This is a genomic window from Streptomyces sp. NPDC096311 (genome assembly GCF_044763085.1).
Classification (GTDB): Bacteria; Actinomycetota; Actinomycetes; order Streptomycetales; family Streptomycetaceae; genus Streptomyces.
On record NZ_JBIWFN010000002.1, the window covers coordinates 443,541 to 470,371 of the forward strand.

At 71.7% G+C, this 26,831-nt stretch carries 20 protein-coding genes; 13 read left to right on the forward strand and 7 right to left on the reverse strand.

Annotation, left to right across the window (positions count from 1 at the left end):
• The coding region (locus ACIRA5_RS06640) for a carboxyl transferase domain-containing protein (RefSeq protein ID WP_403687984.1) at positions 1 to 745 on the forward strand (745 nt) is incomplete at its 5' end.
• Positions 746 to 834: 89 nt separating this feature from the next.
• Here the strand turns inward: ACIRA5_RS06640 and ACIRA5_RS06645 are convergent.
• Entirely contained in the window at positions 835 to 4,455 is a 3,621-nt protein-coding gene (locus ACIRA5_RS06645) for a S8 family serine peptidase (RefSeq protein ID WP_403687988.1), read from the reverse strand.
• Between the two features lie 297 nt (positions 4,456 to 4,752).
• Here ACIRA5_RS06645 and ACIRA5_RS06650 point away from each other — a divergent pair, with 297 nt between their 5' ends.
• The 3 genes from ACIRA5_RS06650 (at position 4,753) to ACIRA5_RS06660 (ending at position 8,142) form a co-directional block, all read left to right on the forward strand.
• A complete protein-coding gene (locus tag ACIRA5_RS06650; RefSeq protein WP_403687990.1) occupies positions 4,753 to 5,790 on the forward strand; it encodes a rod shape-determining protein in 1,038 nt (345 codons plus the stop codon).
• Between the two features lie 27 nt (positions 5,791 to 5,817).
• A complete protein-coding gene (locus ACIRA5_RS06655; protein ID WP_403687992.1) occupies positions 5,818 to 7,293 on the forward strand; it encodes a GAF domain-containing protein in 1,476 nt (491 codons plus the stop codon).
• Between the two features lie 99 nt (positions 7,294 to 7,392).
• Positions 7,393 to 8,142 carry an SDR family oxidoreductase gene (locus tag ACIRA5_RS06660; protein ID WP_352046046.1) on the forward strand — a complete coding sequence of 250 codons (750 nt, stop codon included), beginning with the start codon at positions 7,393 to 7,395 and terminating at the stop codon, positions 8,140 to 8,142.
• 15 nt (positions 8,143 to 8,157) lie between these two features.
• Here the strand turns inward: ACIRA5_RS06660 and ACIRA5_RS06665 are convergent, their stop codons facing one another.
• Both ACIRA5_RS06665 and ACIRA5_RS06670 read right to left on the reverse strand, forming a co-directional pair.
• Positions 8,158 to 8,913: an SDR family oxidoreductase gene (locus ACIRA5_RS06665; RefSeq protein ID WP_403687993.1), complete on the reverse strand. Its 756-nt coding sequence runs from the start codon at positions 8,911 to 8,913 to the stop codon at positions 8,158 to 8,160.
• Positions 8,914 to 9,065: 152 nt separating this feature from the next.
• Positions 9,066 to 9,983, reverse strand: a complete 918-nt coding sequence (locus tag ACIRA5_RS06670; RefSeq protein WP_403687994.1) for a class I SAM-dependent methyltransferase — start codon at positions 9,981 to 9,983, stop codon at positions 9,066 to 9,068.
• Positions 9,984 to 10,353: 370 nt separating this feature from the next.
• On the opposite strand from ACIRA5_RS06670, the gene ACIRA5_RS06675 reads away from it, so the two are divergent.
• On the forward strand, positions 10,354 to 11,202 hold the full coding sequence (locus ACIRA5_RS06675) for a DUF1932 domain-containing protein (protein ID WP_403687997.1): 849 nt from the start codon (positions 10,354 to 10,356) through the stop codon (positions 11,200 to 11,202).
• Positions 11,203 to 11,819: 617 nt separating this feature from the next.
• On the forward strand, positions 11,820 to 12,899 hold the full coding sequence (locus ACIRA5_RS06680; RefSeq protein ID WP_403687999.1) for a glycoside hydrolase family 5 protein: 1,080 nt from the start codon (positions 11,820 to 11,822) through the stop codon (positions 12,897 to 12,899).
• A gap of 300 nt (positions 12,900 to 13,199) precedes the next feature.
• Here the strand turns inward: ACIRA5_RS06680 and ACIRA5_RS06685 are convergent, their stop codons facing one another.
• From ACIRA5_RS06685 to ACIRA5_RS06695, 3 genes are all read right to left on the reverse strand, one after another.
• Positions 13,200 to 13,697 carry a hypothetical protein gene (locus tag ACIRA5_RS06685; protein WP_403688000.1) on the reverse strand — a complete coding sequence of 166 codons (498 nt, stop codon included), beginning with the start codon at positions 13,695 to 13,697 and terminating at the stop codon, positions 13,200 to 13,202.
• A gap of 323 nt (positions 13,698 to 14,020) precedes the next feature.
• Positions 14,021 to 16,582: an ABC transporter permease gene (locus tag ACIRA5_RS06690; protein WP_403688002.1), complete on the reverse strand. Its 2,562-nt coding sequence runs from the start codon at positions 16,580 to 16,582 to the stop codon at positions 14,021 to 14,023.
• Positions 16,583 to 16,598: 16 nt separating this feature from the next.
• Entirely contained in the window at positions 16,599 to 17,426 is an 828-nt protein-coding gene (locus ACIRA5_RS06695) for an ABC transporter ATP-binding protein (protein WP_403688004.1), read from the reverse strand.
• 50 nt (positions 17,427 to 17,476) lie between these two features.
• Between ACIRA5_RS06695 and ACIRA5_RS06700 the strand changes: the two genes are divergently transcribed.
• From ACIRA5_RS06700 to ACIRA5_RS06720, 5 genes are all read left to right on the forward strand, one after another.
• Positions 17,477 to 18,625 carry a sensor histidine kinase gene (locus tag ACIRA5_RS06700; protein ID WP_403688006.1) on the forward strand — a complete coding sequence of 383 codons (1,149 nt, stop codon included), beginning with the start codon at positions 17,477 to 17,479 and terminating at the stop codon, positions 18,623 to 18,625.
• A complete protein-coding gene (locus ACIRA5_RS06705) occupies positions 18,622 to 19,269 on the forward strand; it encodes a response regulator (protein ID WP_403688009.1) in 648 nt (215 codons plus the stop codon). Before ACIRA5_RS06700 ends, ACIRA5_RS06705 begins: the two co-directional genes overlap by 4 nt.
• A 433-nt stretch (positions 19,270 to 19,702) precedes the next feature.
• Positions 19,703 to 21,721: a histidine kinase gene (locus tag ACIRA5_RS06710; protein ID WP_403688012.1), complete on the forward strand. Its 2,019-nt coding sequence runs from the start codon at positions 19,703 to 19,705 to the stop codon at positions 21,719 to 21,721.
• Positions 21,706 to 22,365 (forward strand): response regulator, encoded by a 660-nt coding sequence (locus ACIRA5_RS06715; RefSeq protein WP_403688015.1) that lies wholly within the window; start codon positions 21,706 to 21,708, stop codon positions 22,363 to 22,365. Before ACIRA5_RS06710 ends, ACIRA5_RS06715 begins: the two co-directional genes overlap by 16 nt.
• A 144-nt stretch (positions 22,366 to 22,509) precedes the next feature.
• Entirely contained in the window at positions 22,510 to 23,775 is a 1,266-nt protein-coding gene (locus tag ACIRA5_RS06720; protein WP_403688018.1) for an alpha/beta fold hydrolase, read from the forward strand.
• Between the two features lie 769 nt (positions 23,776 to 24,544).
• Here ACIRA5_RS06720 and ACIRA5_RS06725 read toward each other — a convergent pair.
• A complete protein-coding gene (locus ACIRA5_RS06725) occupies positions 24,545 to 25,147 on the reverse strand; it encodes a TetR family transcriptional regulator (RefSeq protein ID WP_403688020.1) in 603 nt (200 codons plus the stop codon).
• A gap of 73 nt (positions 25,148 to 25,220) precedes the next feature.
• On the opposite strand from ACIRA5_RS06725, the gene ACIRA5_RS06730 reads away from it, so the two are divergent.
• Entirely contained in the window at positions 25,221 to 25,694 is a 474-nt protein-coding gene (locus ACIRA5_RS06730; RefSeq protein WP_403688023.1) for a VOC family protein, read from the forward strand.
• Positions 25,695 to 25,839: 145 nt separating this feature from the next.
• The gene (locus ACIRA5_RS06735; protein WP_403688025.1) at positions 25,840 to 26,763 is read left to right on the forward strand and encodes an oxidoreductase; all 924 of its coding nucleotides are present in this window, start codon (positions 25,840 to 25,842) and stop codon (positions 26,761 to 26,763) included.
• Positions 26,764 to 26,831 lie beyond the last annotated feature (68 nt).

A 26,831-nucleotide genomic window follows, 5' to 3' on the forward strand; every position in this document is an offset into this window, starting at 1 on the left:
GCCCGAGCCCGAGCCCCGAGGCGTGGTCGGGACCGAGACCGCAGGCGCGGCCGAGCCCGAGGCCGGAGACGAGGGCGTGGCTGAGCCTGTTGCTCCCCCGGCCGCCCTCGGCGACCCCGGCCTCCCCGCCACCGGCTGGGACGCGGTCCGGCACGCCCGCTCCCCCGAACGCCCCCGGGCCGCCGCCTACCTGGACGCCTACTTCTCGCGCCGCGCCGCGATCAGCGGCGACCGCTGCGGCGGCAGCGACGACGGCATGCTGTGCGGGTTCGGTTCCGGACCCGCGGGGCGGACCGTGGCGTACGCCGCCCAGTGCGGGACCGCGACCCGCCCCGCCGGATACCGCACCGCCGCCCGGCTGATCCGGCTCGCCGGCCGGCTCGGCATCCCCGTACTGACGCTGGTGGACACCCCGGGCGCCGCCAACGACGCGGACGCCGAGCGGCAGGGCGCGGGCTCGGCGATCGCGGATCTGTTCGCCGCGGTGGCCACCGCCCGTACGCCCGTCACCACCCTGGTGATCGGAGAGGGCGGCTCGGGCGGCGCGCTCGCGCTGGCCGCGCCCGGCAACACCTGGGCCACGCCGGACAGTTACTTCTCCGTCATCGCGCCGGAGCTCGCGGCCGCGATCCTCAAGCGCCCGGCGAGCGAGGTGCGCGACACGGCGGACCAACTCCGGATCCGGCCGCAGGACCTGGTGGAGCTGGGGGTGATCCGGGGCATCGTGGAGCACGCGGGGCGCTGAGCGTGCCACCCGGGCAGTGACGCCGCGGCGGCGCCGGCTCCCCCCTCCCAAGGGGAACCGGCGCCGCCCGTCCAGAGGGGACCGCGGGCTTACCGCACCCCCACCGCCCGGATGACCTCCTGGCTCACCGAGCCGCCCCGGTCGTCCCGTGCGGAAGCCCGCAGGGAGATGAACTCCGCGCCGCGCGGCACGCTCAACGTCCCCTTCCAGGACGCCGCGCCGCCACCGCCCGACAGCGCGACCGCCTGCCACGACTTCCCGTCGTCGTAGGACACCTCCAGCTTCCCGCCCCCGATGGTTCCGGTGCCGGACGCGCCCTTCACGTACTCGGCGTGGATCCCCACCGGCACCCGGCCGCCGCCGCGCACCGCGCCCGCGAGGTCGGTGTCGATGTCGTAGCCGAGGTTGATGAGCGGAAGGAACGTCCAGCGGTCCGCGGGCGTGGCCGCCGAGCGGAGGGTCCACTCGGAGTGCCCCTGGGTGGACAGCGTCCAGCGGTCGGGGTCGAGGGTGGTGTCCGTGACGACCTTGTAGGTGTGTTCGTCGGCGGGCGCGTCCCACACATACGCGCCGGAGCTCTTGCGCCGGTCGACCAGGGTGCCGTCCTGGTACACGGACGTGAACTGGGTCATCCCGGTGTCGTCGCTCCACACGTCGCCGAAGCCCGTGTGGTCGGGCCCGGAGTCGCCCCAGCCGGGCGTGTTGAACTGGATCTGGTTGCCCGCGCGCTGCTGTCCCCAGCCGAGCCCGGTGCCGAGCCACGCGTGCCAGACCGGCTTGAACCAGTTCAGCGTCGCGTGCGAGCCCCCGCGGTAGTGGACGAGCCCACTGCGCTCCTCCAGCGCGCCCGCCCCGAGGTTCACGGACTCCATCCACGTCTGTCCGGTGCCCGTGGAGACGTAGTCGGTCCGCTCGGCGGGGTAGTCGATCCGCTCCTGGAAGCCGATCCCGATGGGGAAGGCGTCGGTGACCGAGTAACGGAACTCGCTGCCGGAGACGGGCTTGACCGCGTGGAACCTGGTGTCCAGCACGGCGAGGTCACGCGCGCCCGGTTCGTACGTCAGGTCGCCGCGCGGAATGGCCCCCTCGTGCCCTTCCGAGAGGTCGTAGACGTACGGCGTGTCGCGCGTCCCGGTCATGTCGAGATGTCCAGCATCCCGCAGCCGTGCCGCGTCCGCCGCGTTCACCGTGGCGATCTGCAGCGGCCGGTCCGCGCCGTCGTCCGTGCCGAACCAGGCGTTGAGCCGCCCGGCCGCGCCATCGGTGACGAACAGCGCCCTGGCGCCCGCGTCCTGGGCCGCCTGGGCGAGCGCGGCGGGCTCGACACCGTCGGCGAGTGTCGCGAGCACGGCCTTGCCGCTCACCCCGGTGAACGGTCCGGTCCCGACGTCCACCAGCGGCAGCTTGCTCCGGCCCTCGATCAGGGTCCCGCCCGGCTGGGCGACGGCCTCACCGACGCCCTTCACCTCCAGCAACGGCTTCCCCAGCCGCCACACGGTCCGGTACTCGAAGGTGCCCTGGGTGACCTTCGAGGTCGGCGCGGCGAAGATGCTGTCGTACTTCACGGGCACCTGGACGGCGCCGAACTGGTCGGAGCCGCCCGCGTTCCGGTCGTACTCCATGAGCAGCTGCCGGGTCTCGGTCCGCCGCTTCACCTCGGCCCGGATCTCCCGGAGCTGCCGTCCGTCGAGGGTGACCTCACGGTCCCGGTCGAGGGTGATCCCGGGCGCGGCGAGGAAGCCGAGCCCGAGCGAGTCGGCGCCGTGACTGCCGTGCACGTCGAGGAAGGAGGTGAGGCTGTACGTCCCCGGCCTGAGCCGGAGTTTCAGGGTGCCGGAGTCGTCGACCGAGGCCGGGAACGGGTCCACGCCCGCCGCGAGTTGCTGCACCGCGAGGTAGGCGGCGGTCGGCTCGCCCGCGCGGTCCTTGACGTGGACGGTGAGCGTGTACCGCTCCTCCTCCTTCACCAGCCCGAACACGGTGTGCGCGACGGGCGTGCCACCGACGGACGCGACGATCTGCCCGGAGGTGTCGCCCACGGGCGCCTTCGAGCCGTCGCCCGTCACGGTCGTCGACGCGCTGCCGTGCGCGGGCACGGTGAGCGTGGAGTCGGCGAGGGTGGCCACCCCGTCGTCGGCGCCCCGCACGGCGAGGCTCAACTCGACGTCGGAGTCCGAGGAGTTGGTGTAGGTCACGGTCTTCGTGACGGGATGGTTCGCCTCGTACGGCCAGCTGTAGAAACCGAGATCGGCGCTCCCGGTGGCAGTGACCTTCGCGTCGATCGCGTCCGGCACACTCACCCGGCCCGAGCCCAGCACATAGGCGGACGCGTCGAGTTGCTTCGACGTCGACATCAGGGCGTCCTTGAGCTGGGCGCCGGTCCAGTCGGGGTGCTTCTCGGCGAGCAGGGCGGCCACACCGGCGACATGCGGCGTCGCCATCGACGTACCGCTCATGGAGGTGTAGTAGCCACTGCCGGCGACGAGCTGGGAGCGGGCCGCCAGGATGTCGACGCCGGGTGCGGACAGGTCGGGCTTGAGGGCGTTGTCGCCGTAGCGCGGTCCTGCACTGGTGAAGTAGGCGGCCTGGTCGGCGGAGTCCACCGCGCCGACGGTCAGCGCGGCGTCGGCGGCGCCGGGCGAGCCGATGGAGGAGGGGGCGCCGGTGTTGCCCGCGGCGACGACGAAGAGGGCGCCGGTCTCCTTGGACAGCGTGTTCACCGCCTGGGCCATGGGATCCGTGCCGTCACTCGCCTCGGTCGAGCCGAGGCTCATGGAGATCACCTTGGCGTGCACGTCCCGCGCGGCCCACTCCATGCCCGCGATGATCTGCGAGTCGCTGCCCGAGCCCTGGTCGCTGAGTACCTTGCCGACGGCGAGCGTCGCGTCGGGCGCGACACCCCGCTCCTTGCCGTCGGAGGCGGCACCGCTGCCGCCGACCGTGGACGTCGTGTGCGTACCGTGCCCGTTGCGGTCGGCGACCTCCTGCCCGTCGATGAAGCTCTTGCTGACGGCCACCCGTCCGGCCAGGTCGGGATGGTCGGCGTCCACCCCCGTGTCGAGCACGGCGACCGTGACGCCCTTCCCGGTGAGCCCGGCCTCCCAGGCCTGTGGCGTACCGATCTGGGCGTTGCTCTCGGCCAGGTCGGCGTGCACACGCCCGTCGAGCCAGACCTTGTCGACCGTCCCGCCCTGCCGGGTGAGGGACTGCCAGAAGGTGCGCCCCTTGTCGGCGGCGACGGCGGCGCCCCGGATGCTGGGCAGCGCGCGCTTCTGCTCGGCCCCGCGCAAGGTGGCCGCGCGCCCCTTCCCGTACGTCACGATCAGCGGCAGCTCGGCCGTCTTCCGGTCGGTGAGCCCCTGACGTATCAGCTCGCTCACGTCGAACAGCCGCCGGTCGAGGGTGCCCGCCCGCAGATAGGGCAGGGCCTCGTCCGGTACGACGGTCACGGCGCCGTTCGTCACCTGGGTGCGGACCGCCCCCGTGGCGCCCCGGGGCCGCTCGACCGCGACCGTCTTCTTGCCGGCGCCGAGGTCGGTGACGGTCACCTTGTCGCCGGTGACGAGCGTGACGGTGCGGGTGACGGAGGCGGCGCGCGTCGGGGCCGGGGCGGCTGCCTCGGCCGCGCCCGCCCGCCCCGTGGGCAGTACGGCGAGCACGAGCCCGGCGGACAGCAGAGCCGCCCCCCGTCTGACTGGTCCTCTGGTCATGGATGACCTCTCCTCGTCGGCACGTGGTGGCTCCGGTGCTGCGAAGAGTTTCGGGGGGCCGGTGGTGCGCGGGAGTTGACGGAACCTGGCGAGAAACTGCCCTGGCGGGTTTCCGCCAGGGCGCCGAGATCACCGATCCGGACAAGACCGCCCATCCGGCATCCGGACAGGACCACCCATCCAGCGGCACCCCGCCCGGCCCCCCACAAAAGGCGCCTGGTCCGGCGCCCGTCCACGATGCGAGGAAGGACCGCCACTCGGCGGAGCCCCCACGGTCTGCTCTCGGGAGGACCTGCCATGACCGCCAGTCTCGAGCGCTTGCGCCGCTGCCACTTCGCCGTCGACCTGGGCGCGGCCCGGACCCGGGTGTATGTGAAGGGCGCGGGCCTGGTCGTCGATCAGCCGAGTGTCGCCGCGATCAACACCAGGAACGGCGCCCTGATCGCGGTCGGCGAGTTCGCGGAGAAGATGACGGGCCGTACCCCCGACTACATCCGGGTCATGCGGCCGGTGTCCGGCGGCACGGTCGTCGACATCGAGATGGCCCAGCGCATGCTGCGCCAGTTGCTCGGCGACAAGGTCCGCCGTTCCCTGCGCCGCAAGCCCCGGCTGCGCGCCGCGGCCTGCACCCCGCACGACGCGGATCCGCTGGCGCAGCGCGCCGCGATCGAGACGCTGGTCGGGCTGGGGGCGCGGCGGGTCGAGCTGGTCGACACGCTGATCGCCGCCGCCGTCGGGTGCGGGCTGCCCGTCGAACAGCCGGAAGCCACCATGATCATGGTGTGCGGAGCGGCCGCCACCCAGGTCGCCGTGCTGTCCCTGGGGTCCATCGTGACCGCCGAGCGCATTCCGGTGGGCGGCGAGGCCGTCGACCGCGCGATCGTGCAGCACCTGCGCCACCAGCACGAGCTGATGCTTCCTTCGCAGTCGGTACGGCCCCTGCAGCTCGCCCTCTCCGGCAACGGGCTCACCCCGCACGGCCCGGCGTCCACGGAGATCCACGGGCGGGACGTGGCGACCGGCCTCGCCCGGTCCGTACAGGTCGACACCGCCGCCGTACGCGATGCCATCCAGACCCCGCTGACCGCCGTACTGGACGGGATCGGGAAGGTGCTGCGGGCCTGCCCGCCCGACCTGGTGGCCGACCTCGCCGACCGCGGCATCATGATGGTCGGCGGCAGCGCGCTGCTGCCGGGCCTCGACCAGATGCTGCGGCAGGCGACAGGCATGCCGGTGCACATCGCCGAGCGTCCCGACGTGTGCGCGGTGCAGGGCCTGGGCTACATGCTGGAGGGCAAGATCGAGCCACTGATGCTGGACCCGCTGGCGCTCTGACGGCCGGGCCCGGAACGAGTCCCCGGTATGCACGACCTGGTCCCCCGCCTGCCTTCGCTCCTGGAAGCCGTCCTCAGCGTCGGTACCGACCTCGAACTGCGGGCCACGCTCCAGCACATCGTGGACGCCGCCGCCGAGCTCACGGAGGCCCGGTACGCGGCGCTGGAGATGACCGATCCGGGACGGGACGGGCTCAGGGGGATCCGTACGGCGGAACGGCCCGAACCGCCGGAAGCGCCCGAGCCGCCCGCGCCGCCGGAAGCGCCCGAGCCGCCCGCGCCGCCGGAATTGCCGGAGCCGCCGGAACTGGTCGTGCCGATCCACGTCGACGACGAGGTCTTCGGCGACCTGCGCCTCGCCGGGAAGCGCGACGGCCCGTTCACGGACGAGGACGAGCAACTCGTACGGGTCCTGGCGACCCAGGCCGGCATCGCGATCGGCAACGCCCGGCTGTACGAGACGGCACGGCAGCGTGAGCGCTGGATCGAGGGCGCGGCGGCCGTCACCACCGCGCTGCTCAGCGGCGAGAGCGCCGCCGACGCGCTGATGACGGTCGCCGAACGGGCCCGGCGCCTGGCCGAGGCCTCGGCCGGTGTCATCCTCCAGCCCACCGAGAGCGGCGGCATGGAGATCGTCACCGCCTCCACGCTCGACGACCCCGGTGACATCGTCGGCACCGTGATCGAGCCGGGCAGCCCTGTTCTCGAACAACTCCTCGGCGGTGAACCGGTGTTCATCGACGACTTGGCGACCGACCCCCGGATGACCACGCATGTAGGGCACCGGTTCGGGCCGAGCATGATGCTGCCGCTCCAGGCGGGCGGCCGTCTCCTCGGCACGCTCGCCCTCCCCCGCCGGCGCGGCGGCCGTCCCTACACCGCGGTGGAGCGCCTGCTCGCCACCCAGTTCGCCTCACAGGCCGCGCTGGCGCTGGTGCACGCCGCGGCCCAGCACAGCAGGGAGCGGCTCGCGGTCTACGAGGACCGCGACCGGATCGCCCGCGACCTGCACGACCTCGTCGTCCAGCGGCTGTTCGCGACCGGCATGATGCTGGAGTCCACACAGCGCAGGAGCGCCGGAGCAGGCGATACGGACAGGGATGTGCACACGATGCTCGGCCGTGCCGTCGACGAACTCCAGTCCACCGTCCAGGAGGTCCGCACGGCGATCTTCGCGCTCCAGCAGCCGCCGGCCGACGCCCCCACCACCTTCCGCGGCAAGGTCCTGCGCGAGGCGGCGGGCGCGGGCGCGGTGCTGGGTTTCCAGCCGTCCACCCGGTTCACCGGCGCGGTGGACAACCGTCTCGCGGAGCCCGTCGCCGGCCGGCTGCTCACCGCACTGCGCCGCGCCCTGGCCGCCGCCTCCCGCCGCGCCGGTGTCTCCCGCGTCGAGATCACGGTCGACGTGACGGCGAACCTCCCCGACGGACGTCCCGGGGTCCGCCTGACGGTCTTCGACGACAGCGGCGCGGGTACGACGGTCACCTGGCAGTCGCCTCTGTGAGCCGCATCCACCACTCACTTGACGTCCCCTCAGGGCCTCCGTAGCGTCGCAGCTCGTACGCCCACATGACCAATATTCACATCCGAGGACGGGATGGCCATGACTCAGCGACGTGTGGTGGTGTCAGGCGGCGGTACCGGGATCGGCCTGGCGACGGCGGAGGCGTTCGCCGCGGACGGGGACCGGGTGGTGCTCCTCGGCCGCCGCGAGGACGTGTTGCGCAAGGCTGCCGACACCTTGAACGGCCAGTACGGCGAGTCGACGGCGAGCTGGTGCGCGGCGGACCTCGCCGACCCCGAACAGGTGGGCCGGGCAAGGGATTTCATCACGGCGGACGAGACCCCGGTGGACGTGCTGGTGGCCAACGCGGGCGGCAACGTGGCCCGTGAGCCCGACGGCACGCTCGCCTCCCTCGCGGACAGCTACCGCGACAACTTCGACGCCAATGTGCTGACCGCGGTGCTGCTCACCGAGGCCCTGCTCCCCCACATGCGCCGCCCCGGTGGCCGTATCGTGCAGCTCTCCTCCATCGCCTCGCTGCGCGGGCCCGGCTCGTACGGCGGCTCCAAGGCCTGGGTCAACACGTACACCTACGCCCTCGCGCAGCGCGTCGGCCCCGAGGGCATCACCGTGAACGCGGTCGCCCCCGGTTTCGTCGGCGACACGGAGTTCTTCGGCGCCCGCGCGACACCGGAGTTCATCGCCTCCCGGGTCGGCCAGACCCTGACCGGCAAGCCGGGTCACCCTTCCGAGATCGCCGCCGCCGTCCGGTACGTGGCGTCACCGGAGGCGGCGTACCTGACGGGGCAGTTGCTGCACATCAACGGGGGCGCGGCGTTGGGCCGTTAGAGCCTGTCTTCTGGATCAGGCCGGGGACGCCTGGACGGGCGGGCGCGGCGTCACGGTCACCTCCGGGATGGTGCCGCCGCAGCGCAGTACGACGTCGAGGACACGGAGGAACTCCGCCACGTCGAGCAGGGAACCCGTCAGATAGCCGCGCTGCCGCCAGACCGGGTAGACCTGGGCCGCGTACTCCCGGTCCCAGCCGTCGCTGAACCCGGTCCTGGCGTCCCCTTCCCCGCCCGCGCAGTCCCCGACCACGAACCGGGTGAAGCCCACGCTCGGGTGCTCGACGCGGAAGGCCTCGACGAGCTTCTCCAGGGCCGCCTTGCTCACGTGATAGGCCGCGAACCCCGGCCAGGACGGCGTGAGCGAGCCGCCGATGGAGGACAGGTAGGCGGCGACCCCGCCCGACTTCGTCAGATGCGGCAGCGCGGCGCTCGTGACCAGCGCCGCGCCGATCACATTGGTGTCCATGGCGCGGCGCCAGGCGTCGGCGTCGAGCTTCTCGACCGGGGCGAGGGGGCCGATGCCGGTGGCGTAGACGAGCGCGTCGATGCCGCCCAGCCCGGCGGCGGCCTCCTCGACCGCCGCCCGGCAGGACGACTCGTCGGTCACGTCACAGGCGACGGCGAGCGCGTCCGGGCCCGCCTCCTTCGCCGCGTCGACCAGCCGGTCGCGCCGGCGTGCCAGCAGGGCGACCCGGTCGCCGCGGCGCCCGAGATCGACCCCGATGCAGCGACCCAGTCCACTCGACGCCCCGACCACGACAGCCTTCATGCCAGAACCTCATTCTCAGTATCCGACAATCCCCTTCCGCCGCTTCTATCACGAGTCGAGGCCGATGGGCAGACCCCCCGCAACGCCTCTGCGCCTCCTCACGCGCGCACGCCGACGCCTACACACTCATGGCTGCGCCTACACACTCATGGCTACGCACTCGCGCGCAGATACCCCGAGTTCGCCACCTGCCCGAGGAACGTCAGCCGGGTGTCGGTCGCCATGTGCTTGTCGAAGGCCTCCTTGATACCGGGCCACTTGGGGTGCCCGAAGTCGTCGAGTACGACGATCCCGCCGGGCGCGACGATCTGCTCGGCCCACTCCAGGTCCGCGGCGACACCCGAGGCGGAGTGGTCACCGTCGACGATGATCACCCCGTAGGAACGGTCGGAGACCAGGGCGCGCACCTCGGGGTCCTCGGAGAAGCCCTGCTGGACGCGGGCCGCGGCACCGGCCGCGCCGACCAGGGCCAGATTGGCGCGCACCGCGGCGCCGCGCACGGGAGTGCCCGTCGGGTCGGCCCCCTCGGTGGTGCCGGGCTGCAACTGGAGGCCCGCGAGCGGGTCCACGATCGTCAGACGCGGGTCACGTCCCGCGCGCTCCATCATCCGGATCAGGGCCGCGCCGAACATCCCGTACAGGGTGCCGATCTCGAGGATCTCGTCGTTCGGCGGGTCGAGCAGCGGGACGGCGGAGAGCTTGCCGCAGATGTTCATGGTGCCGCCGGCGATCCGGCCGACCCCGAGCGCCTCCAGAGCGATGAGCAGCCGGAACGCCTGGGAGATGTTCCGCTCCGCCCCGCTCTTGTCTCCGCTCACCTGCGCCAACTCCTCGATGGCGCGGTCGAGATGGATCTGGGCCGGCATGCGCGACACGCCGCGCCCCGTCCCGTCGATCAGCAGTTCGAGGGGACGCTGACGATTGCGCAGTGTCGCCAGCTCGCGCTGGAGCCCGCCTTCGGATCCGTCCCCGATGGAGCGGCGGATCTGGCGTTCGATGCGCTGATCGATGAGGTCGGCGATCGGACGCAGGGCACGCCTGGCGGCCTTGGTGGTGAGTAACGCTCGCATGGCTCTTTGACCCTCGCAGGTATAGGAGAAGTGCTGCGTACACGGGGGGACAGAAGGTGCGCACACCCTGATGACGACTGGTTGCGCAGTGGGGATCCAACGCCCAAAGGACGGTAAAGCGTAAACGTCCCACAGATAAATCACAGCGAACACCGGCCCCCCAAAAGGGGACGTGTGGATGATGCTTGGGCCACGGGAGGGTTACGTGCGCCGATATGTGCCGCGCCACCAGCTGAATGACGGGTCAGGAGGGAGCGGGGGTTCACGGAGCGGGGTCGGGCCGCGACACCCCGCGCCCGGTGGATCTTCCTCGTACCGTGGAGCTCTCTCCCCCATCCCTCCCTCCCCCCCGACTCCACGAGGACCGCTCATGACGACCGTGACACTCCTGCACCCCGGCGCCATGGGCGCGGAGGTCGGCGCCCAGGCACACCGCGCCGGGACCCGGGTGCTCCACGTCCCCACCGGCCGTGGTTCCGCCAGCGTCGAACGGGCCAGGAAGGCCGGCCTGGAGGCGGCCGCATCACTCGGGTCCGCCCTGGCCGTCAGCGACCTGGTCCTGTCGATCTGCCCACCGCACGCGGCGGAGGACGTCGCACGCGAGGTCCTCGAGCACGCCTTCACCGGTGTCTACGTGGAGGCGAACGCCATCAGCCCCGACCGGGCCCTCCGTATCGACGGGGCCTGCCGCGAACGCGGCGTCGTCATGGTCGACGGCTCGATCATCGGCGCTCCCCCCGGAGCGGACAGCACCCCGCGGCTGTACCTGAGCGGCGAACAGGAGGCTGTCGGCCGGGTGGCCGCGGTGTTCGAGGGCACCGCCGTGCTCGCCAGACCGCTCGACGCCGGGGTCGGCGCCGCGTCGGCGCTGAAGATGGCCTTCGCCTCCTTCCAGAAGTCCGCCCGCGCCCTGGCCGCCGTCTCGCACGCGCTCGCCACACGTCACGGTGTGGATGCCGAACTGACCCTGGAGGCCGAGTCGATCACCTCCAGGATTCTCGCCGAAGTGGAGTACCTGCCCAGCGTCGCGGCCCGCGCCTGGCGTTGGGCCCCCGAGATGGAGGAGATCGCCGCCACCCTCCGCTCCACCGGCCTCCCGCCCGACCTGGCGGAGGCCAGCGCCACGGTTCTGCGCCACTGGACCGCCGACAAGGACCGCTTCGACCTCCCCCTGGAGGAGGTCCTCGCCCACCTTCACACACCTGACGACCTGGACTGACGGACCGACAGGCCCCCCGCCGGGCAGCGGACATCTCCAAGCCGTCGAGTACGACCCCGCCGGGCACCCCCTGAAGCTCACGCCCTTCACCCTCGCCGTCCCCAAGGACGTTACGTGCGGGAAACCTTGACGATCACTGTCCCGGGTGCCACGATTCCGGCGCCGCCATGTTTACGTAAACATCGCCACCGACCCAGCCCCGGCCATGAGAACAGGCCTCGCCGTGCCGGCCGATGTTTACGTAAACACAGCGTTCCGGTCGGTGGATCAGGGAGGAGCGGACGGATGGGTTCAGCGCCGCGGGCAAGGGTGCACGGCGCCCGGTGGCCGGTGGCCGTCGAAGCCGAGACGGCGCAGGAACCGCGCCTCGCACCTGCCTCGAGTACGCCGAGGCCCACCCGCGCGGGGCGACAGGACCGCCCTCGCACTCCCCCACCGGTGAAGCAGCACCGGTAAGCACCACCGCACCACCGATTCAGCACCGGTCGTCACCAGGCCCACGACGGCGAGCCGACGCGCCCCGCGTCCCGTCCGGCCCGGCGAACCTTCCGACGGCCGCCCAGCCCCGCGCAGGCTCCGCCGGGCGCTGAGCCGCAGTCACCTGAAAGGGCAAGTCGATGCGCAACACCCCCGCCAGAACCCGCCTCACGCCCCGCCTGCGCGCCGCCTTCGTGGCGCTTCTCATCGCCGGCACCAGCGGCACGGCCGTCGCCGCGACCAGTGGCACGGCCGTCGCCGGCGGCACGTCCCACGCCGCGCCGGGCAAGGACACGACCCAGTTCAAGGGCGTGAACTGGGCCGACCCGCGCGACAACTTCGCCGACGACCCCGTCGTACTGTCCGGCCTGTCGACCTCCGACAGCTACGCCCGGACCTACGCCAAGGCGAGCCGGATCATCTCGGCGTTCCGCGCGAACCTCGGCGCCAACACCGTCCGGCTGCCCATCAACCCGTACACGGTCAACGGCTCGTACTGGAAGTCCTACCGCGGGGTCATCGACGCCGCGTCGGACAAGGGCTTCAAGGTCATCGTCTCCTACTGGGAGGGCACGGGCGCCCGCAAGGACGGCTTCATCGACGACCCCGCCACGTTCTGGCCCATGTGGAACACGGTGGTCAAGACCTACAAGAACGACAAGCAGGTCTACTTCGAGCCGATGAACGAGCCCCACGGCTACACCGACACCGAGTGGGCCGACATCGCGGCGAAGTGGCTGGCCACCTACCCCTCCGTCCCGCGCGACCGGGTGTTCGTCAGCGGTGCCGGCTACAACGACCACGTCACCTCCGTCTGCGCCGATCCGCGCCTGAAGGGCACCTACCTCTCCCTGCACCACTACGGCTTCTGGAAGGACTACGCCACCTACGACCAGTGGGTGTCCGACCTCAAGGAGCGCATCGGTGACTGCGCCGGCCGTACCGTCGCCGACGAGTTCGGCGCCCCGATGACCACCGGCCTCGACTACAACAAGCCGGACGCCTCCAACAACTACGTCAACTACGTCCAGGCCGTCACCGACACCTTCCGCGAGCTGAAGATGGGCTCCGTCTACTGGCCCGGCCTGCGTACCGACGACACGTACTCCCTGCAGACCCTGACGGGTGACCCCGCCCGCCCGTGGCTCGCCACCACCAACCAGTCCGGCGCCGACCGCCTCGCGTGGGCCTGGGGCCGCGGAAAGCCCGTCCAGCCCTGACCCGGCCCCCCGGCCCGCGCGTCCCTCGCGGGCCCGATCGGGCCACTCCCGGCTCGAACTGACGTCACGCCAGGGAACGGCGATTCCCCGGTCGTTCCCCCGGACGAGTACAAAGAACGCGAAACGCACGACTGCGGCCCCCGGATCAGCTCCGGGGGCCGCAACCTCGTTGCCGGCACACCACGAACGCGGCGGGTGGGACTCGAGCCCACGGCCGCCCGGATGACGAGTCCTTCGGGGATCTCGGCGCGAGAGCGGAGCCCCACCCCCGGACGGGGGGCGGGGACGGCCGCGGGTGGCTCAGGGCGACTCGGTCGTCGCTCCGGACGGTGCGGCGAGCTCCTTCAGGTGCCGGCGCCACGCCGCCGTCACGTTCGGCGGGATCTTCGTGGTCAGGCCTGCCTTCTTGGTGAACGCGAGCCCCCGGCTGTAGGCGCCACCGCCGCAGCCGTCGGACTGGCGGGTGAGCTTCACGTCGGTGGACGCGTCGATCTCGGGGCGGGTGCTCCCCTTCGGGGTGACCCGGAAGCGCACCGAGCCGCCGTCCGGGTCCACGTCGTCCGGGAGACCGAGGTTCACGCGCGTGATGTCCTCCTGCCGCAGCTCGCCCTTCGCGCACGTGCCCCGCGCACACAACTCGTAGGAGGCACCGGCGAGGTCGCCGTATCCCTCCCGCAGGAACATCACGCCCACGCCGGACGTGACGCCGACCCCAGCGCACGGCTGGGACGACGTCGTGCAGGCGGACACGGCCGCGAGCAGGGCGGACACGCCGACGAGCACGCGCAGTCGAATCATCCGTCTCACCATTTCCTGACTCCTCCGGGGAGCGCCTTCTCCGCCAGCGCGATGTCCGTGAAGATCACCTTGCACTTGCCGTCCCAGGCGTCGCTGCCCGCAGCAGTCCTCGTCCGCTCGGTTCAGCCAAGGAGAGGGAACCTTCGCACGGCGGATTCCCTTACCGACGCGCCGACGCTCCACCCCTGGTACCGGGGTAGAGCATCGTCCCTGACGTCCACCGGCTCGTCCGATCAGTCGGCGGACGTTGCCCCGAACACTTGGGCCGGGATATCGGCCCTACGAGCCACCGCGAAGGCATCGCTCCAGGCCGCCCTCGTGCGTCAGTCCGTTCTGATGCTGTCCAGCACGTTCAGCCTCGCGGCCCGTCGGGCCGGCCACAGCGCTGCCAGCAGGCCCACCAGGGCCGCACCGGCAATGTACGCGGCGAGCTGCGCGTACGGGAAGACGGTCGTGAGTCCGGTCATCGCACTGCTCAGCAGCCGGACGCCGGCCCAGGCCAGGAAGCTGCCGACGGCGATGCCCAGTGCCGCGCCGAAGGACGCGATCAGGACCGCCTCCAGACGGACCATCCGCCTCACCGCACCGCGGGGCAGTCCGACCGCTCTGAGCATGCCTATCTCGCGCTTCCGCTCCAGTACGGCCATGGCGAGGGTGTTGACGACGCCCAGGGTCGCAATGATCACGGACATGGCGAGCAGTGCGTACATGGCGTCCAGCAGCAGGTTGATCTGCGAACTGAAGTGGTCCCGCATCTGCTGTTTGGTGCGGACGTTGATGAGCGGGTTGTCGCCGGTGGAATCCTTGAGCGCCTGCTGCAGTGACGCTGTGGCCCCGGTGACCCCTTTGACCAGGACCGTGCTGTAGAACGGCGCGGTGGTGTGCGGGCTCAGCACCGACCGGCTCATCAGCACGGATCCGAGTACCTCGCTGTTCTGGTAGACCCCGCCGACCGTCAACCGGCCGCTGCTGCCGTCCGGATAGGTCACCGGGACCGTACTGCCGACGGTCCAGTCGTCGTCGACCAGGTGGTCCTGGTCGACCAGGATCTCGCCCCGCCGGAGGGCCATGGTGGAGCCGCTGACCATGTTCGGGACGATCAACTGGTCGAAGCTCTTCGCGTCGACGCCGGTGACGGGAAGGTCCTTGCCGCCCGAACGGAGGCGCTGGTCGTCCAGCGCGCTGTACGCGGCCACGCCCGGGGTCCTGGCGATCGCGGGCAGCAGCGTCGGAGCGACCGGCAGACTGAGCAGCGCGCTGACCGCGTAGTCGGCCCTCATGTTCTGGGTGACCTGCTTGTCGATGGCGTGGGTGACGGACGCGCCGAGGACCGTCAACGCGCTGATCAGGGTGATACCGACGGTGAGTGCCGAGGCGGTCGCGGCGGTACGCCGCGGGTTGCGCACCGCGTTCTGCCGGGCCAGTGTGCCGGAGATCCCGAACAGCCAGGTGCAGAGCGGGCCGGCCAGCGCGATCGCCGGCCGGGACAGCGCGGGGGTGAGAACGAACACTCCGACCAGCGTGCTCACCGCACCACCCGCGACCAGCAGGTCACCGGCCGAGCCGCCCCTGACGGCCCCCCAGAGGACCAGTGCCAGGCCGGCTCCGGCCAGGGCGACGCCGATGCTGTTGCGAACAACGAGGCTTTTGTGGGTGGCCGGGGTGTCGTTGCTGCGCATCGCGGCGACCGGGGCCACGCGGGAGGCACGCAGACCGGGCAGCAGAGTCGCGAGGGCGGTGACCATGGTCCCGGTGAGCAGGGTGACGAGAACAGTGGCGGGCGAGACGACCAGCGTGCTGGTGGAGACATGGCTGCCCATGGAGCCCATGAGGCCCTGGAGTGCGGCACCGATCCCGATGCCCGTGACCAGACCGGCCACCGAGGCGCTGACACCCACGAGCAGGGCTTCCAGCAGCACCGAGTGGGTGATCTGGCGGCGACTGGCTCCGATGGCCCGCAGCAGAGCCAGCTCACGGGTGCGCTGTGCGATCAGCATGGTGAAAGTGTTGGCGATCAGGAAGACGCCGACGAACAGAGCGATCCCGGCGAAGGCCAGCAGTACGTTCCTCATCCCGGACATGTCGCTCCGCGCCTTTGCGGCCATGTCCGCGTTGAGCCGGGCGCCGGTCTTCACCGTGATGTTCCCGCTGTGCGGGACGACCGGCAGGATGTCACCGCGCAGCTCGTTCTGGCTGGTGCCGGGCGTCGCGACGACCTGGATGCTGTCGTACTGGCCCGGCTCGAGGTAGAGGCGCTGCGCGGTGGCGGTGTCGAACAGGACGAGTGAGCCGCCTGCCCTGACCTGTGGGTCGTCGGTGGTGAAGATGCCGGTGACCGTCATCTCCAGCACGGGCCCGTTGACGGCCGCCCGCACGGTGTCGCCGACCTTGAAGTCGTTGTCGCTCGCGGTCCTGCGATCGATGGCGATCATGCCTGCCGAGGCCGGTCCGGCGCCCTGTGCCATCGGGTACTCGGGGTCCTGTCCGCCCGCGGAGGGAACCCAGTTGGCGCCCTGGGTGTTGCCGCGGCTGCCGATGAGATCGCCGTGCGGGTCGGAGAGCCCGGCGAAGCCGGTGACGGTGCCGCGTGCCGAGCGCGTCCCCGGCAAAGCGGCGATCCTGCGCACCGTGGACTCGGTCAGCGGGCTCCGGGCGCCGGTGTTCTGTCCGGCCCCCGAGTCCGTGTCCGTGCTCACGGCGGTGTCGGTGACCTGGGCCGAGATCCGTGAGTAGCGGTCGGAGACGCCGTCCTTGACGGACTGTCCGATCGCGTCGGAGAAGATCAGGGTTCCGGCGACGAAGGCGGTGCCGAGGAGCACAGCCAGCATCGTCATCAGCAGACGGCCTTTGTGGGCCCGCACATGGCGAAGTGCGGTGCGATACATGGTGGTCGGCTCCTCTTCAGCTGGTGCGGGCCACGGCGTCGAGACGACGCATCCGGTCCAGGACGCTGTCCGCGGTCGGGGCCCGCAGGTCGTCGACGATGCGGCCGTCCGCGAGGAACACCACGCGGTCCGCGTACGAGGCGGCGATCGGGTCGTGGGTGACCATCACCACGGTCTGTCCGAGGTCGCGCACGCAGTCGCGGAGGAAGGCGAGGATCTGCGCGCCGGAGCGCGAGTCCAGGTTGCCGGTGGGCTCGTCAGCGAAAACGATCTCCGGTTTGGAGGCCAGAGCACGGGCGCAGGCCACCCGCTGCTGCTGGCCGCCCGAGAGCTGGGACGGTCGGTGGCCGAGGCGGTCGGCCAGGCCGACGGTCGCCACCACCCGGTCCAGCCACGCCTGGTCGGGCTTTCGTCCGGCGATGGCCAGGGGAAGGGTGATGTTCTCCAGCGCGGTGAGCGTCGCCAGCAGGTTGAACGACTGGAAGACGAAACCGATCCGGTCCCGGCGCAGCGTGGTGAGCCGCTTGTCGTCGAGGCCACCCAGTTCGGTGTCGCCGATCCGGGCAGAGCCCGCGGTGACCGGTTCCAGGCCGGCCATGCAGTGCATCAGTGTGGACTTGCCGGAGCCGGACGGACCCATGATGGCGGTGAACTGCCCCCGCAGGAACTCGACACCGAGGTTGTCCAGGGCAGTGACGTGGGTCCCACCCTCGCCGTAGATCTTGCTGAGGCCGACAGCAGACGCTGCTGCTGTGAGGGAATCGTTGGTCACCAGGCTTCTCCCGTCGTAAGGGGCTCTCAAGGTGGCGGGCGGGCGGTACCCGGCGCATCTGCCTGGAGGCATACGCCGCAGGGCCGATGCCCCCGCCCTCCCCGCGCGCCTACGCTCGGGCCATGCGTCCTGATCCGAGCCCCCCGCTGCCGGCACGGCTGCGGCCGGGTCACCGGCTCGCGCTGGAGCTCGCGGGTTCCACCGCGTACGGCCTGTCGGCCTGGGGTCTGCCTGCCCACGGCACCGGCCTTCGGCTCGTGGCGGCAGCCGCCGCAGCCGTACTGCTCACCGCGGCATGGGCAGTCGGCCGGCACTGCCCGCTCGCCGCCTTCGGCGCGGCACTGACGGCCTTCTGGCTGACCCCGCTGGCCGAAGTCCCGCCGGGCGCGACGCTCGGATTCCTGGCGTTGGGGCCGATGGCATGGGTGCTGTACCTCGTGGCCACCAACTGCCGCATCCGTACGGCGGCGGTCGTGCTCGTCCTCTCCCTCTCCGGTGCGGTGGCCACCGCGCTGCCGGACTTCACGCACCGCGGCGGGATCGTCCCCTTCGGGCTGGTCCTCGTCACCGCCTGGACGACCGGCTACGCGGTTCGGCAACGGCGCGGGTACGCGCGGGAACTGCTCGCGCAGACCATCGCCCAGGAACGGTTGCGGATCGCCCGGGAGCTGCACGACGTGGTGGCCCACGGCATGAGCGTGATCACCGTCCAGGCGGGCTACGGCCACCTGGTGATCGACGACCGGCCCGACCGGGCCCGCGCCGCGCTCGACGTCATCGAGACCACGGGCCGCGAGACAACCACCGAGATGCGCCGGCTGCTCGGCGTTCTGCGTACGGAGGACACCGCCCCCGCGCTCGCCCCGGCCCCCGGGCTGGCCGACCTGGACCGGTTGCTGGCATCGACGGCCGAAGCGGGCGTACGGGTCGAGCTGGTGATCACCGGCAACCCGCGCGCCCTGCCCGTCGGGATCGACACATCGGCGTACCGAATCGTCCAGGAGGCCCTCACCAACGTCGTGAAGCACGCCGAAACCTCCCGCGCCTGCGCCCGTATCGGCTACGGGCCGGACGAACTGCTCATCGAGATCACCGACCAGGGGCAGGGCCGCCCGGGCCACATGGGACCAGGACATGGCCTCATCGGCATGCGGGAACGGGCTGCCATGTGCGGGGGCGACTTCCGGGCCGGGCCGGTGCCCGGCGGCGGTTTCCAGGTCTGCGTCCAACTGCCGCTCACCGCCCGGGACTCCACCGGACGCCGCGCATGACGGTCCGCGTCGTCGTGGCGGACGACCAGGCCCTGGTACGCGCCGGCCTGTGCGGCATCATCGGCACCGCACCGGACCTGGCAGTGGTCGGCGAGGCGGCCACCGGCACCGAAGCCGTCGCCCTCGCCCTCGACACACACCCCGACGTCGTCCTCATGGACGTCCGGATGCCCGACATGGACGGCATCGAGGCCAGCCGGCTCATCACGGGCACCGGCACCGTACGGGTACTCATGCTCACCACCTTCGACCTGGACGAATATGTCTACGGTGCGCTGCGCGCCGGAGCCAGCGGCTTCCTGCTCAAGGACGCCCCGCCGGCGGATCTGCTCGCCGCCGTCCGCGTGGTCGCCGCCGGGGACGCACTGCTCGCCCCGGGCATCACCAGGCGGCTGATCAAGGAGTTCGCCGCCCGGTCCGCCCCCGCACCCACGATGCCGACAGGCATCACCAAACGCGAACGCGAAGTCCTTGTCCTGGTCGCCGAGGGCCTGTCCAACTCCGAGATCGCCCGGCACCTGCACATCACCCAGGGAACCGCCAAGACCCACGTGGGACACCTGCTGACCAAACTCGGGGCCCGCGACCGTGTGCAGTTGGTGGTCCTCGCCCACCGCACCGGCCTCGCCGACGGGAGCTCATAGGGCTGCCACGGAGTAGTGGAACGCCACCGACCAACCCGGCAGATCATGGGGCAGACAACGCCACTGACCGCCCCCGGCTCTGGTAGAAGATCGCGTTCACGACCTCCCGGAGACCACAGGTGCCGGGCCCGTCTCCGACCGGCTCATCCGGTCCTGTTTCCAGGCCGTGGTCATCGGCTCGATCAACGCCCACTGCTCGTCCGACAAGTCGCTCGGTCAGGGTCTTCGCTCCATGCCCCGCATCCCAGCATGCGCAGGAAGGACCTTGGAGAACCCGACCACCGCGCCGGGACGCCGCCCTGCCCAAGCGGTGAAAACACCCCGACCACGCGCCGGTCGACGATCAACGACGTCTCATCACCCCAACGAAAAGGCCGGGTTAGTCTGCCGGAATGGAGATCGCCGAGCGGTCGCCCGCCGTCGGCGTGGGGCAATGAACGGCTTCGCGGGGCACGTGTGGGTCCTCTCCCTCGTCGCGGCGGTCTGCGCGCTGATCATGGTCCATCTGCTGGCCGTACGCAGGACCGCCGGTTCCTCCCTCACGGGAGCCGTCGTGCTCACGCTGGCCGTCGCCGCGATCCCCGCCGTACGCGGTGAACCGCCGCACTACGTGGCGGGGGTCGCGCTGACGGCCGGTGGGGTGGTGGCGGTCGTCTGGGCGACGGGCCGCTCCCGTCGGCACCGGTCGGCCCGCCGGTCCGCGCTGGCGGACTTCGAGGCCGGCACGGCGGCGGTCCCGCTGTTCGCGGCGCTGGCGGAACGGGACCGGCTGGCGGCGGAGCTGCACGACGTGGCCGCGCATCGGCTGACCGGGATCGTGGTGGCCGCGGGCGCCGCGCTCCGGCTCGCCGACCGGGAACGGACCGGTGACGCGCTGCGCCACGCCGACGAGGCGGGCCGGGAGGCCGTCCGCGAACTGGAGCGCCTCACCGAGCTGGACGCGACCGCGGCCGGCTTCACCGAGGTCGACGCGCTGGCCGCCGCGCACGCGGTGGACTACCGGCGCACGGTCGACAAGGCACCGGCGGGCAGTACGGAAGCGGCGTACCGGGTCGTCCGGGAGGCGTTGACCAACGCGGCCCGGTACGCCGAGGGCGCGACCGTGCGCGTCCGGATCGAGCCGACGGACGACCGGGACGAGCCCGTACGGGCCGGCGGCGATCACCTGTTCGTCGTCACCGTCACGGACGACGGCGGTACGGCCGTCGAGCCGGGCCTGGGGACCGGGCGCGGTCTCGCGGGGCTGGCGGCCACGGTCACCGCGACGGGCGGGACGTTCCGCGCGGGACCCGTGGGGCAAGGCCGCCGAGAGGGCTGGAGCGTGCGGGCCTCGCTGCCCGCGGCGACGGTTCTTCCCCTCCGCCGGTGGCCCCTGTGGCGTGGGACGGCCGCGCTCGACTACGCGCTGGTGGCCCTGGCGATCGCGCTGTCGCTCGGTGCGAGCCTGCTGTCGGCCGACGTCCCGGCTCCGTTCGGCGGCCTGCTGCCCGCACTGGTGACCGTCGTGCTGTCGGGCCTGCACGCCGTGCCGCTGGCCTGGCGCTCACGGGCGCCCGGCCGCGCGCTCGCGGCGGTGCTGTCGGCGCTGCTGCTGTGGTGGGCCTGCGACCGGGCGGGCTGGACCCAGCCGCCGGTGAGCGACATCTTCCTGGTGTACGGGTGGGTCGAGCTGACGCTCGTCCACAGCGTCGGGGTGCGTCTGCCGTGGCGCCGAGGCCTGTTCGCGCCGCTCGCCGTGGCCGCCGTGGGCGGGCTCGCGCTGGCGAGCGGCAGCGGCATCACCGGCAGCCGTACGGCGGCCTGGGCCGTACTGGCGGGCGTGCTGGCCCTCCCCGCCCTCGCCGTCTGGTCGTGGGGGCGCCGGACCGCCCGGCGGCATGAGCGGCTGCGGGCCGCGGACGCCCGGCGGCGGGTCCTGCTCGACGGGGACGCCGACGCGGCGGTGTCCGCGCAGCGTCTGCTGTTCGCCACCGGGCTGCGGGACACGGCGCTCCGGCACGCGCGGGCGGTCGTCGCCGCAGCGGAGGAGGGGGACCTGCGGGCCGTGCGGGAAGAGGCCCGCGCCGGACTGACCGCTCTGCGGGACCTGCTGTCCGGGCTGCGCGCAGGGGACGCCGCCGACGACGCCCCTCCGCCCACCGTCGCCGGGATCACCGCGCTGGCCGCGCGCTACGGCGCCGTCGTCCGGTACGTCGGAGCACGCCGTCCGCTGCCCGCCGCCGTGGAGGTCTTCGCGTACCGGACCGCCTGCGCGCTCATGGCCGTGGGCGTCACCCTCACCGTGCGCACGCTCTCCGACGGCGTGGAGGTCTCCGGTCCGGCACCCGCCGTTCCCGCGGTCGAGCGGCGGCTGCGCGCCCTCGCGGACGCCGCCGGCGGTACCCTCTCGACGACCGACCGCGGTGCGGTACGCGTGTGGCTCCCGGAGGCGTTCCCATGGCGATCAGAGTGACCGTCGCGGACGACCAGGCCGTCGTACGGGCCGGGATCGCGGCGATCCTCGACGCGGAAGACGACCTGTGCGTCGTCGGGCAGGCGGCGGACGGCGACACGGCGGTCGAACTCGCGCTGTCGGCGCGGCCGGACGTCGCGCTGATGGATGTCCGCATGCCGGGGATCGGCGGGCTCGCGGCGACCGCCGCGATCACCGAACGCAGCCCGGCGACCCGTGTTCTGGTGCTCACCACCTTCGGTCTCGACGAGTACCTGTTCGCCGCGCTGCGCGCCGGGGCCGCCGGTTTCCTGCTCAAGGACGCCGAGCCGGAGCGGGTGATCGACGCGGTACGGGTGGTCCACGGGGGCGCCGCGCTGCTCGATCCGGCGGTGACCCGCAGGCTGATCGACCGGTTCACGGACGGGCCCGGTCCGCTCGATGCGGCCCGGCTCGACCTGCTCACCCCGCGCGAGACGGAGGTGTTGCGGCAGGTCGCGCGGGGGCTGTCCAACGCGGAGATCGCGGCGGTGCTGGGGGTGAGTCCGCCCACCGTGAAGGACCACGTCTCCGTCCTCCTCGGCAAGCTCGGCGTACGCGACCGGGTGCAGGCGACGATCGCCGCGTACGAGACGGGGCTGATCCGGCCCGGCAGCGGGCCGTGAGGTGACTCGGCAGCAGGCCGTGAGGTGAGTCGGCACCCCGCCGTGAGGTGGGGGTGACACCCCGCCGCAGGGCGGCCCTCGCACGCGGCGGGACCGTCCCTGAGCTGGACGGATCGCCCGCGTCGGCTTCCTAGCCTCGAAGGCATGTCACGCATACTTCTCCACCGTGTCGCCGGCGGGGTCCTGCTGTTCCTGGCGCTCTTGCTGACCCCCGCCGTGGCGGTGGCCGGTTTCCTCGCCGCGGCGTTCGTCACCGCGAGCGTGCCGGTCCTGGTCATCGTCGGTCTCGTCTGCGGCGCCCTGGCCGGCGGGCTGCTGGGCCGGGCGGCGTTCGCCCTGTTCGGCCTCGACCGCCGCCCGGCGCGGCGGGCGTCCGCGTTCCTCACGGTCGGCCTGACCGCGGCCGTCGCCGTCCTCGCCGCCGTCACCGTCCTGCGTCCGATGCCCACCACGACGGCCGCCCCCGCCCCGCCCGGCGTGCGGTTCTGGGATCTGCCGACCGGTTCACGCATCGCCTACGTCCACGCCCCCGCCACAGGCAAGGCCAGACCGACCCCGGTGATCTTCCTGCACGGCGGTCCTGGCACCCCCGGCGAGGGCGTCCCCACCGGGGGCCGTGAACTCGCGGCGGACGGCTTCGACGTCTACTCCTACGACCAGCTCGGCGCCGGCCGCTCCACCCGGCTGCGGGACGTCACCGGATACACCGTCGCCCGCCAGGTCGCCGACCTGGAAGCGATCCGGCGCACACTCGGCGCCGACCGGATCATCCTCGTCGGCCAGTCCTGGGGCGGATCACTCACCGCCCAGTACCTGGCCGCCCATGGCGAGCACGTCGCCAAAGCGGTCTTCACCTCGCCGGGCGCGCTGTGGGGCCGTCAATACCCCGGCTCCAAGGCCGGGGAACCCTGGAACCGCCTCTCCCCCGCACAGAACGCCCGGCTCGACCGGCTGAACAGCGCACCCCGCATCATCGCGGCGAGCCTGCTCCTCCAGATCAACCCCGGCGCCGCGCACGCGCTGGTCGGCGACCACGAGGTCGACCACTGGATGCACCAAGTCGCCCTCCAGGGAAAAGACAGCACCTCGTGCGAGGACGCTCCGCCCGCCACGGCGCACGACAACCCTCAGGGCTTCTACAGCAACCAGATGACCGTCAAGGACTTCGAGCAGCTCCCCGACCCACGGCCCCGTCTGCGCACCCTGAGCGTCCCCTCTCTGATCATGCGAGGGGAATGCGACTTCATCAAGCCCGCCGTGACCGCCGAGTACCAACACACCCTCGCATGCTCCGAGTTGGTGACCGTCAAGGGAGCCGGACACTCCATCTCAGGCGAACAGCCCGGCCGCTACACCGCACTGCTGCGGGCCTTCCTCCTGGACGAACCGCTGCCGACGGGCACCGGCTGAGTCCGGAACGGGCGGTCGGGTCGGGTCGGGTCGGGTCGGGTCGGGTCGGGTCGGGTCGGGGGGAGCTTCGTGCGGGCCGTCGGCGCCTCCGGTCTCCAGGATCTGCCGGGGTCCTGGTGACCGAAGCGGCCATCCGGTGTTCAGCCGAGGTGGCAACGAATCGTCCCGGAGAAACCGTCGGCCTGGACACGGCTGCGCCGTCCCGGCCCCTGTACGGCCGCGCTCATCGACGACGTTTTGCCTGGTCAGACCAGGTAAAACGGGTCGACATCCCTTCGTCTTTGTCGGTCTGTTCCTCTCTATACGTCCCGAACGCGTCCCGAACGCACCCAGGGTGGACGTCCTCGGCGAACGCGGAGACGATCAAGCCAGCTCAGAAAACGGTCTCGACCTCGCCCTCAGCGGATTGACCTTCACACGCGCTGAGGCTCCACCCCATCGATCCATCACCCACTACGCCGTGGCGGGTTGAGCCGCAGGTACCCTGCGGCTTCGTACCGGGTCAGCAGCAGTGCGGCCGGGGCCGTCGGCGTCCTGGCGACCCCACCGATCAACGCCTCGGTGGTGGTCTGAGCGCGGACCTTGATCCTTCTCTCACCAAGTCAAGCCAGGAGAACCCAGAAGGCGGAGGGCCGAGCAGGCAAGGCGCCACATCATCTGCTGTCGTGGCCGGGCGCCTGCGGGCCGGCGGGTGCCGGTGATCAGCAGGGTGTGACGCCGCCGCGCGGCACGTGGCGTGCCCAAGACCGAGGCCGTGCAAGCGGTTACGTCAGATCAGATCGGGCGCGGGGGCACGCATGACCAGGAACGCCTGGTCGATGAGGGCGCCCAGGTCGTCGGCCCCGTCGGTCCGTGCCCAGCGCAGGGTGGCCAGTTCCAGGGCGGTCAGGGCGGCCGCCGACCGTAGCACCGTCTCGAAGTCGTCCTCGCCACGGCCGAGCCGTTCGGCCAGTACGCCGCTGAGCGTTCCTTGCCAGCGGCGGTGCTTCTCCATCTCATGCGTCCGCAGCGAGGGCGTCGACTCGATCAGACGGGCCAGCGCGAGCCCGCCTTCGGGGTCCTCGTTGCGAGCGTCGGTGATCACGTCGAGGGCGCGCCGCAGCGCCGTCCACGCGTCTTCGCCGGCCGGTCGAGCGGCCAGGGCTTCGGCGATCCTCGCGCCGTATCCGTCGAGTGCGGCGAGGACCGCGTCCTCCTTGCTGCCGAAGTAGCGGAAGAAGGTGGCGCGCGATACACCGGCGGCCGCGGCGATCTCGGGCACCGTGACGTTCTCGAAGCCACGCGCGGCGAACAGGCCCGTTGCGACTCGGGCGACCTCGGCCCGCATGGCTTGGCGCATGCGGGGCTGGAGCGGCGTTGACGACTCGGTCATGACTCCATACTGTAGTAGTGAGACCCAGTCTCACCGAGAGATTGAGTCTCATCATGGAAGGGAAGCAATCACCATGTTCAAGCTGCCGCCCCTGCTGCACATCGGCCAGGTCGTGCACGACGCCCGCGCCGCGGTCAAGGATCTGCAAGACCGCTACGGACTTGAGGAGATCCGCCCTGCCATCGAGCTGACCCTCAACAACCAGGTCGATGGCAGCGAGCACGGCGTCTTCAACGCGCGCTACCACTTCCTCGGGCTCGGCAACACCGAGTTGGAGATCATCGAGCCCGTGGGCAGTGCCCCCTCCCCGTACACCCAGTTCCTGGAGGAATTCGGTGAGGGCCTGCACCACCTGGCCTTCAATGTCGACTCGATCGAGGAGCACCTGGCCGCCGCCCCCTCGGCGAAGCTGCTGGTCGACGCGCCCATGCCGTACGACAGCCGGATGGTGTACGCGCAAGGGCTCGTGCCCGGCGCCCTGATGGAGCTGATCGAGGTTCCGGGCGACTTCGCCGAGGCCGTCGCCCGCTACAGCCAGGACGGCTGACAACGGACCCGGCGACAGGAGGGCCCTGAACTCCCTTGGAAACCCGCCCGACTCCCGGGCCCTCCTGTCGGCTGCTCCACCCACCACGACAGCCACATCTCACCCTGAACCATCCGCCCCTTCGTGCCACCGGAAGGCTCGAACCATGAAATGGACCGCAGCCCAGGTCCCCGACCTGTCCGGACGGACCTTCGCCGTCACCGGGGCCAACAGCGGCCTGGGCCTGGCCACCACCCGCACCCTCGCCCAGCACGGCGCGCGTGTCGTCATGGCCGTCCGCAGCCTGAACAAAGGACATGAAGCCGCCGCACGGATCCACGACGAACACCCCCGCGCGCGTCTGGAGGTGCGCGACCTGGACCTGGCCGATCTCGAGTCAGTGCGCGGCTTCGTCACGGCCCTGCACGCCGACGGGGTCCGCGTCGACGTGCTGATCAACAACGCGGGCGTGATGGCACCGCCCCACTCCCTGAGCCCACAGGGATTCGAGAGTCAGTTCGCCGCTGGGCACCTCGGCCATTTCGCTCTGACCGGGCTCCTGCTGGAGATCCTGAGCGCAGGCCGTGACCCACGAGTGGTGACGGTCAGCTCGATGATGCACCGAGGCGGCCGGATCCACTTCGACGACCTCAACGGCACCCGCCACTACGCGCCACAGGAGTTCTACCGGCAGGCGAAATTCGCCCAGACCGTCTTCGCGCTCGAACTGCACCGGCGCCTCGGCGCTGCCGGCAGCCCGGTACGCAGCCTGCTCGCACACCCTGGCTACACCGCCACAAACCTGGCCACCACCGGCCCGAGGGGAATCCCTCGCCTCGCCGGACACATCGGCAACCGGCTCCTCGCGCAGAACGTGACCATGGGAGTCCTGCCACAGCTATACGCGAGCACCGCCCCCGACGCGCGCAGCGGACAGTTCTACGGCCCTGACGGACTACGTGAAATGCGCGGCTACCCGACCCCCGTCCGACCCGACCCCGCCGCCGAGGATCCCGCCACGGCACAGCACCTGTGGGAGTTGTCCGAAAACCTCACCGGCATCCGCTACAACCTGTCCGCACCAGCCTGATCGAACCGGCCACCCTCGCCCCTCATGAGCGCATCGCTCATGAGACGGTCTCCAGCGTCGAGGACGTC

Bases quoted from the DNA above. Each gene is read 5' to 3' on its own strand.
- ACIRA5_RS06645 (WP_403687988.1), bottom strand. From the start codon at position 4,455: ATGACCAGAGGACCAGTCAGACGGGGGGCGGCTCTGCTGTCCGCCGGG.
- ACIRA5_RS06650 (WP_403687990.1), top strand. From the start codon at position 4,753: ATGACCGCCAGTCTCGAGCGCTTGCGCCGCTGCCACTTCGCCGTCGAC.
- ACIRA5_RS06655 (WP_403687992.1), top strand. From the start codon at position 5,818: ATGCACGACCTGGTCCCCCGCCTGCCTTCGCTCCTGGAAGCCGTCCTC.
- ACIRA5_RS06660 (WP_352046046.1), top strand. From the start codon at position 7,393: ATGACTCAGCGACGTGTGGTGGTGTCAGGCGGCGGTACCGGGATCGGC.
- ACIRA5_RS06665 (WP_403687993.1), bottom strand. From the start codon at position 8,913: ATGAAGGCTGTCGTGGTCGGGGCGTCGAGTGGACTGGGTCGCTGCATC.
- ACIRA5_RS06670 (WP_403687994.1), bottom strand. From the start codon at position 9,983: ATGCGAGCGTTACTCACCACCAAGGCCGCCAGGCGTGCCCTGCGTCCG.
- ACIRA5_RS06675 (WP_403687997.1), top strand. From the start codon at position 10,354: ATGACGACCGTGACACTCCTGCACCCCGGCGCCATGGGCGCGGAGGTC.
- ACIRA5_RS06680 (WP_403687999.1), top strand. From the start codon at position 11,820: ATGCGCAACACCCCCGCCAGAACCCGCCTCACGCCCCGCCTGCGCGCC.
- ACIRA5_RS06685 (WP_403688000.1), bottom strand. From the start codon at position 13,697: ATGATTCGACTGCGCGTGCTCGTCGGCGTGTCCGCCCTGCTCGCGGCC.
- ACIRA5_RS06690 (WP_403688002.1), bottom strand. From the start codon at position 16,582: ATGTATCGCACCGCACTTCGCCATGTGCGGGCCCACAAAGGCCGTCTG.
- ACIRA5_RS06695 (WP_403688004.1), bottom strand. From the start codon at position 17,426: ATGCCTCCAGGCAGATGCGCCGGGTACCGCCCGCCCGCCACCTTGAGA.
- ACIRA5_RS06700 (WP_403688006.1), top strand. From the start codon at position 17,477: ATGCGTCCTGATCCGAGCCCCCCGCTGCCGGCACGGCTGCGGCCGGGT.
- ACIRA5_RS06705 (WP_403688009.1), top strand. From the start codon at position 18,622: ATGACGGTCCGCGTCGTCGTGGCGGACGACCAGGCCCTGGTACGCGCC.
- ACIRA5_RS06710 (WP_403688012.1), top strand. From the start codon at position 19,703: ATGAACGGCTTCGCGGGGCACGTGTGGGTCCTCTCCCTCGTCGCGGCG.
- ACIRA5_RS06715 (WP_403688015.1), top strand. From the start codon at position 21,706: ATGGCGATCAGAGTGACCGTCGCGGACGACCAGGCCGTCGTACGGGCC.
- ACIRA5_RS06720 (WP_403688018.1), top strand. From the start codon at position 22,510: ATGTCACGCATACTTCTCCACCGTGTCGCCGGCGGGGTCCTGCTGTTC.
- ACIRA5_RS06725 (WP_403688020.1), bottom strand. From the start codon at position 25,147: ATGACCGAGTCGTCAACGCCGCTCCAGCCCCGCATGCGCCAAGCCATG.
- ACIRA5_RS06730 (WP_403688023.1), top strand. From the start codon at position 25,221: ATGTTCAAGCTGCCGCCCCTGCTGCACATCGGCCAGGTCGTGCACGAC.
- ACIRA5_RS06735 (WP_403688025.1), top strand. From the start codon at position 25,840: ATGAAATGGACCGCAGCCCAGGTCCCCGACCTGTCCGGACGGACCTTC.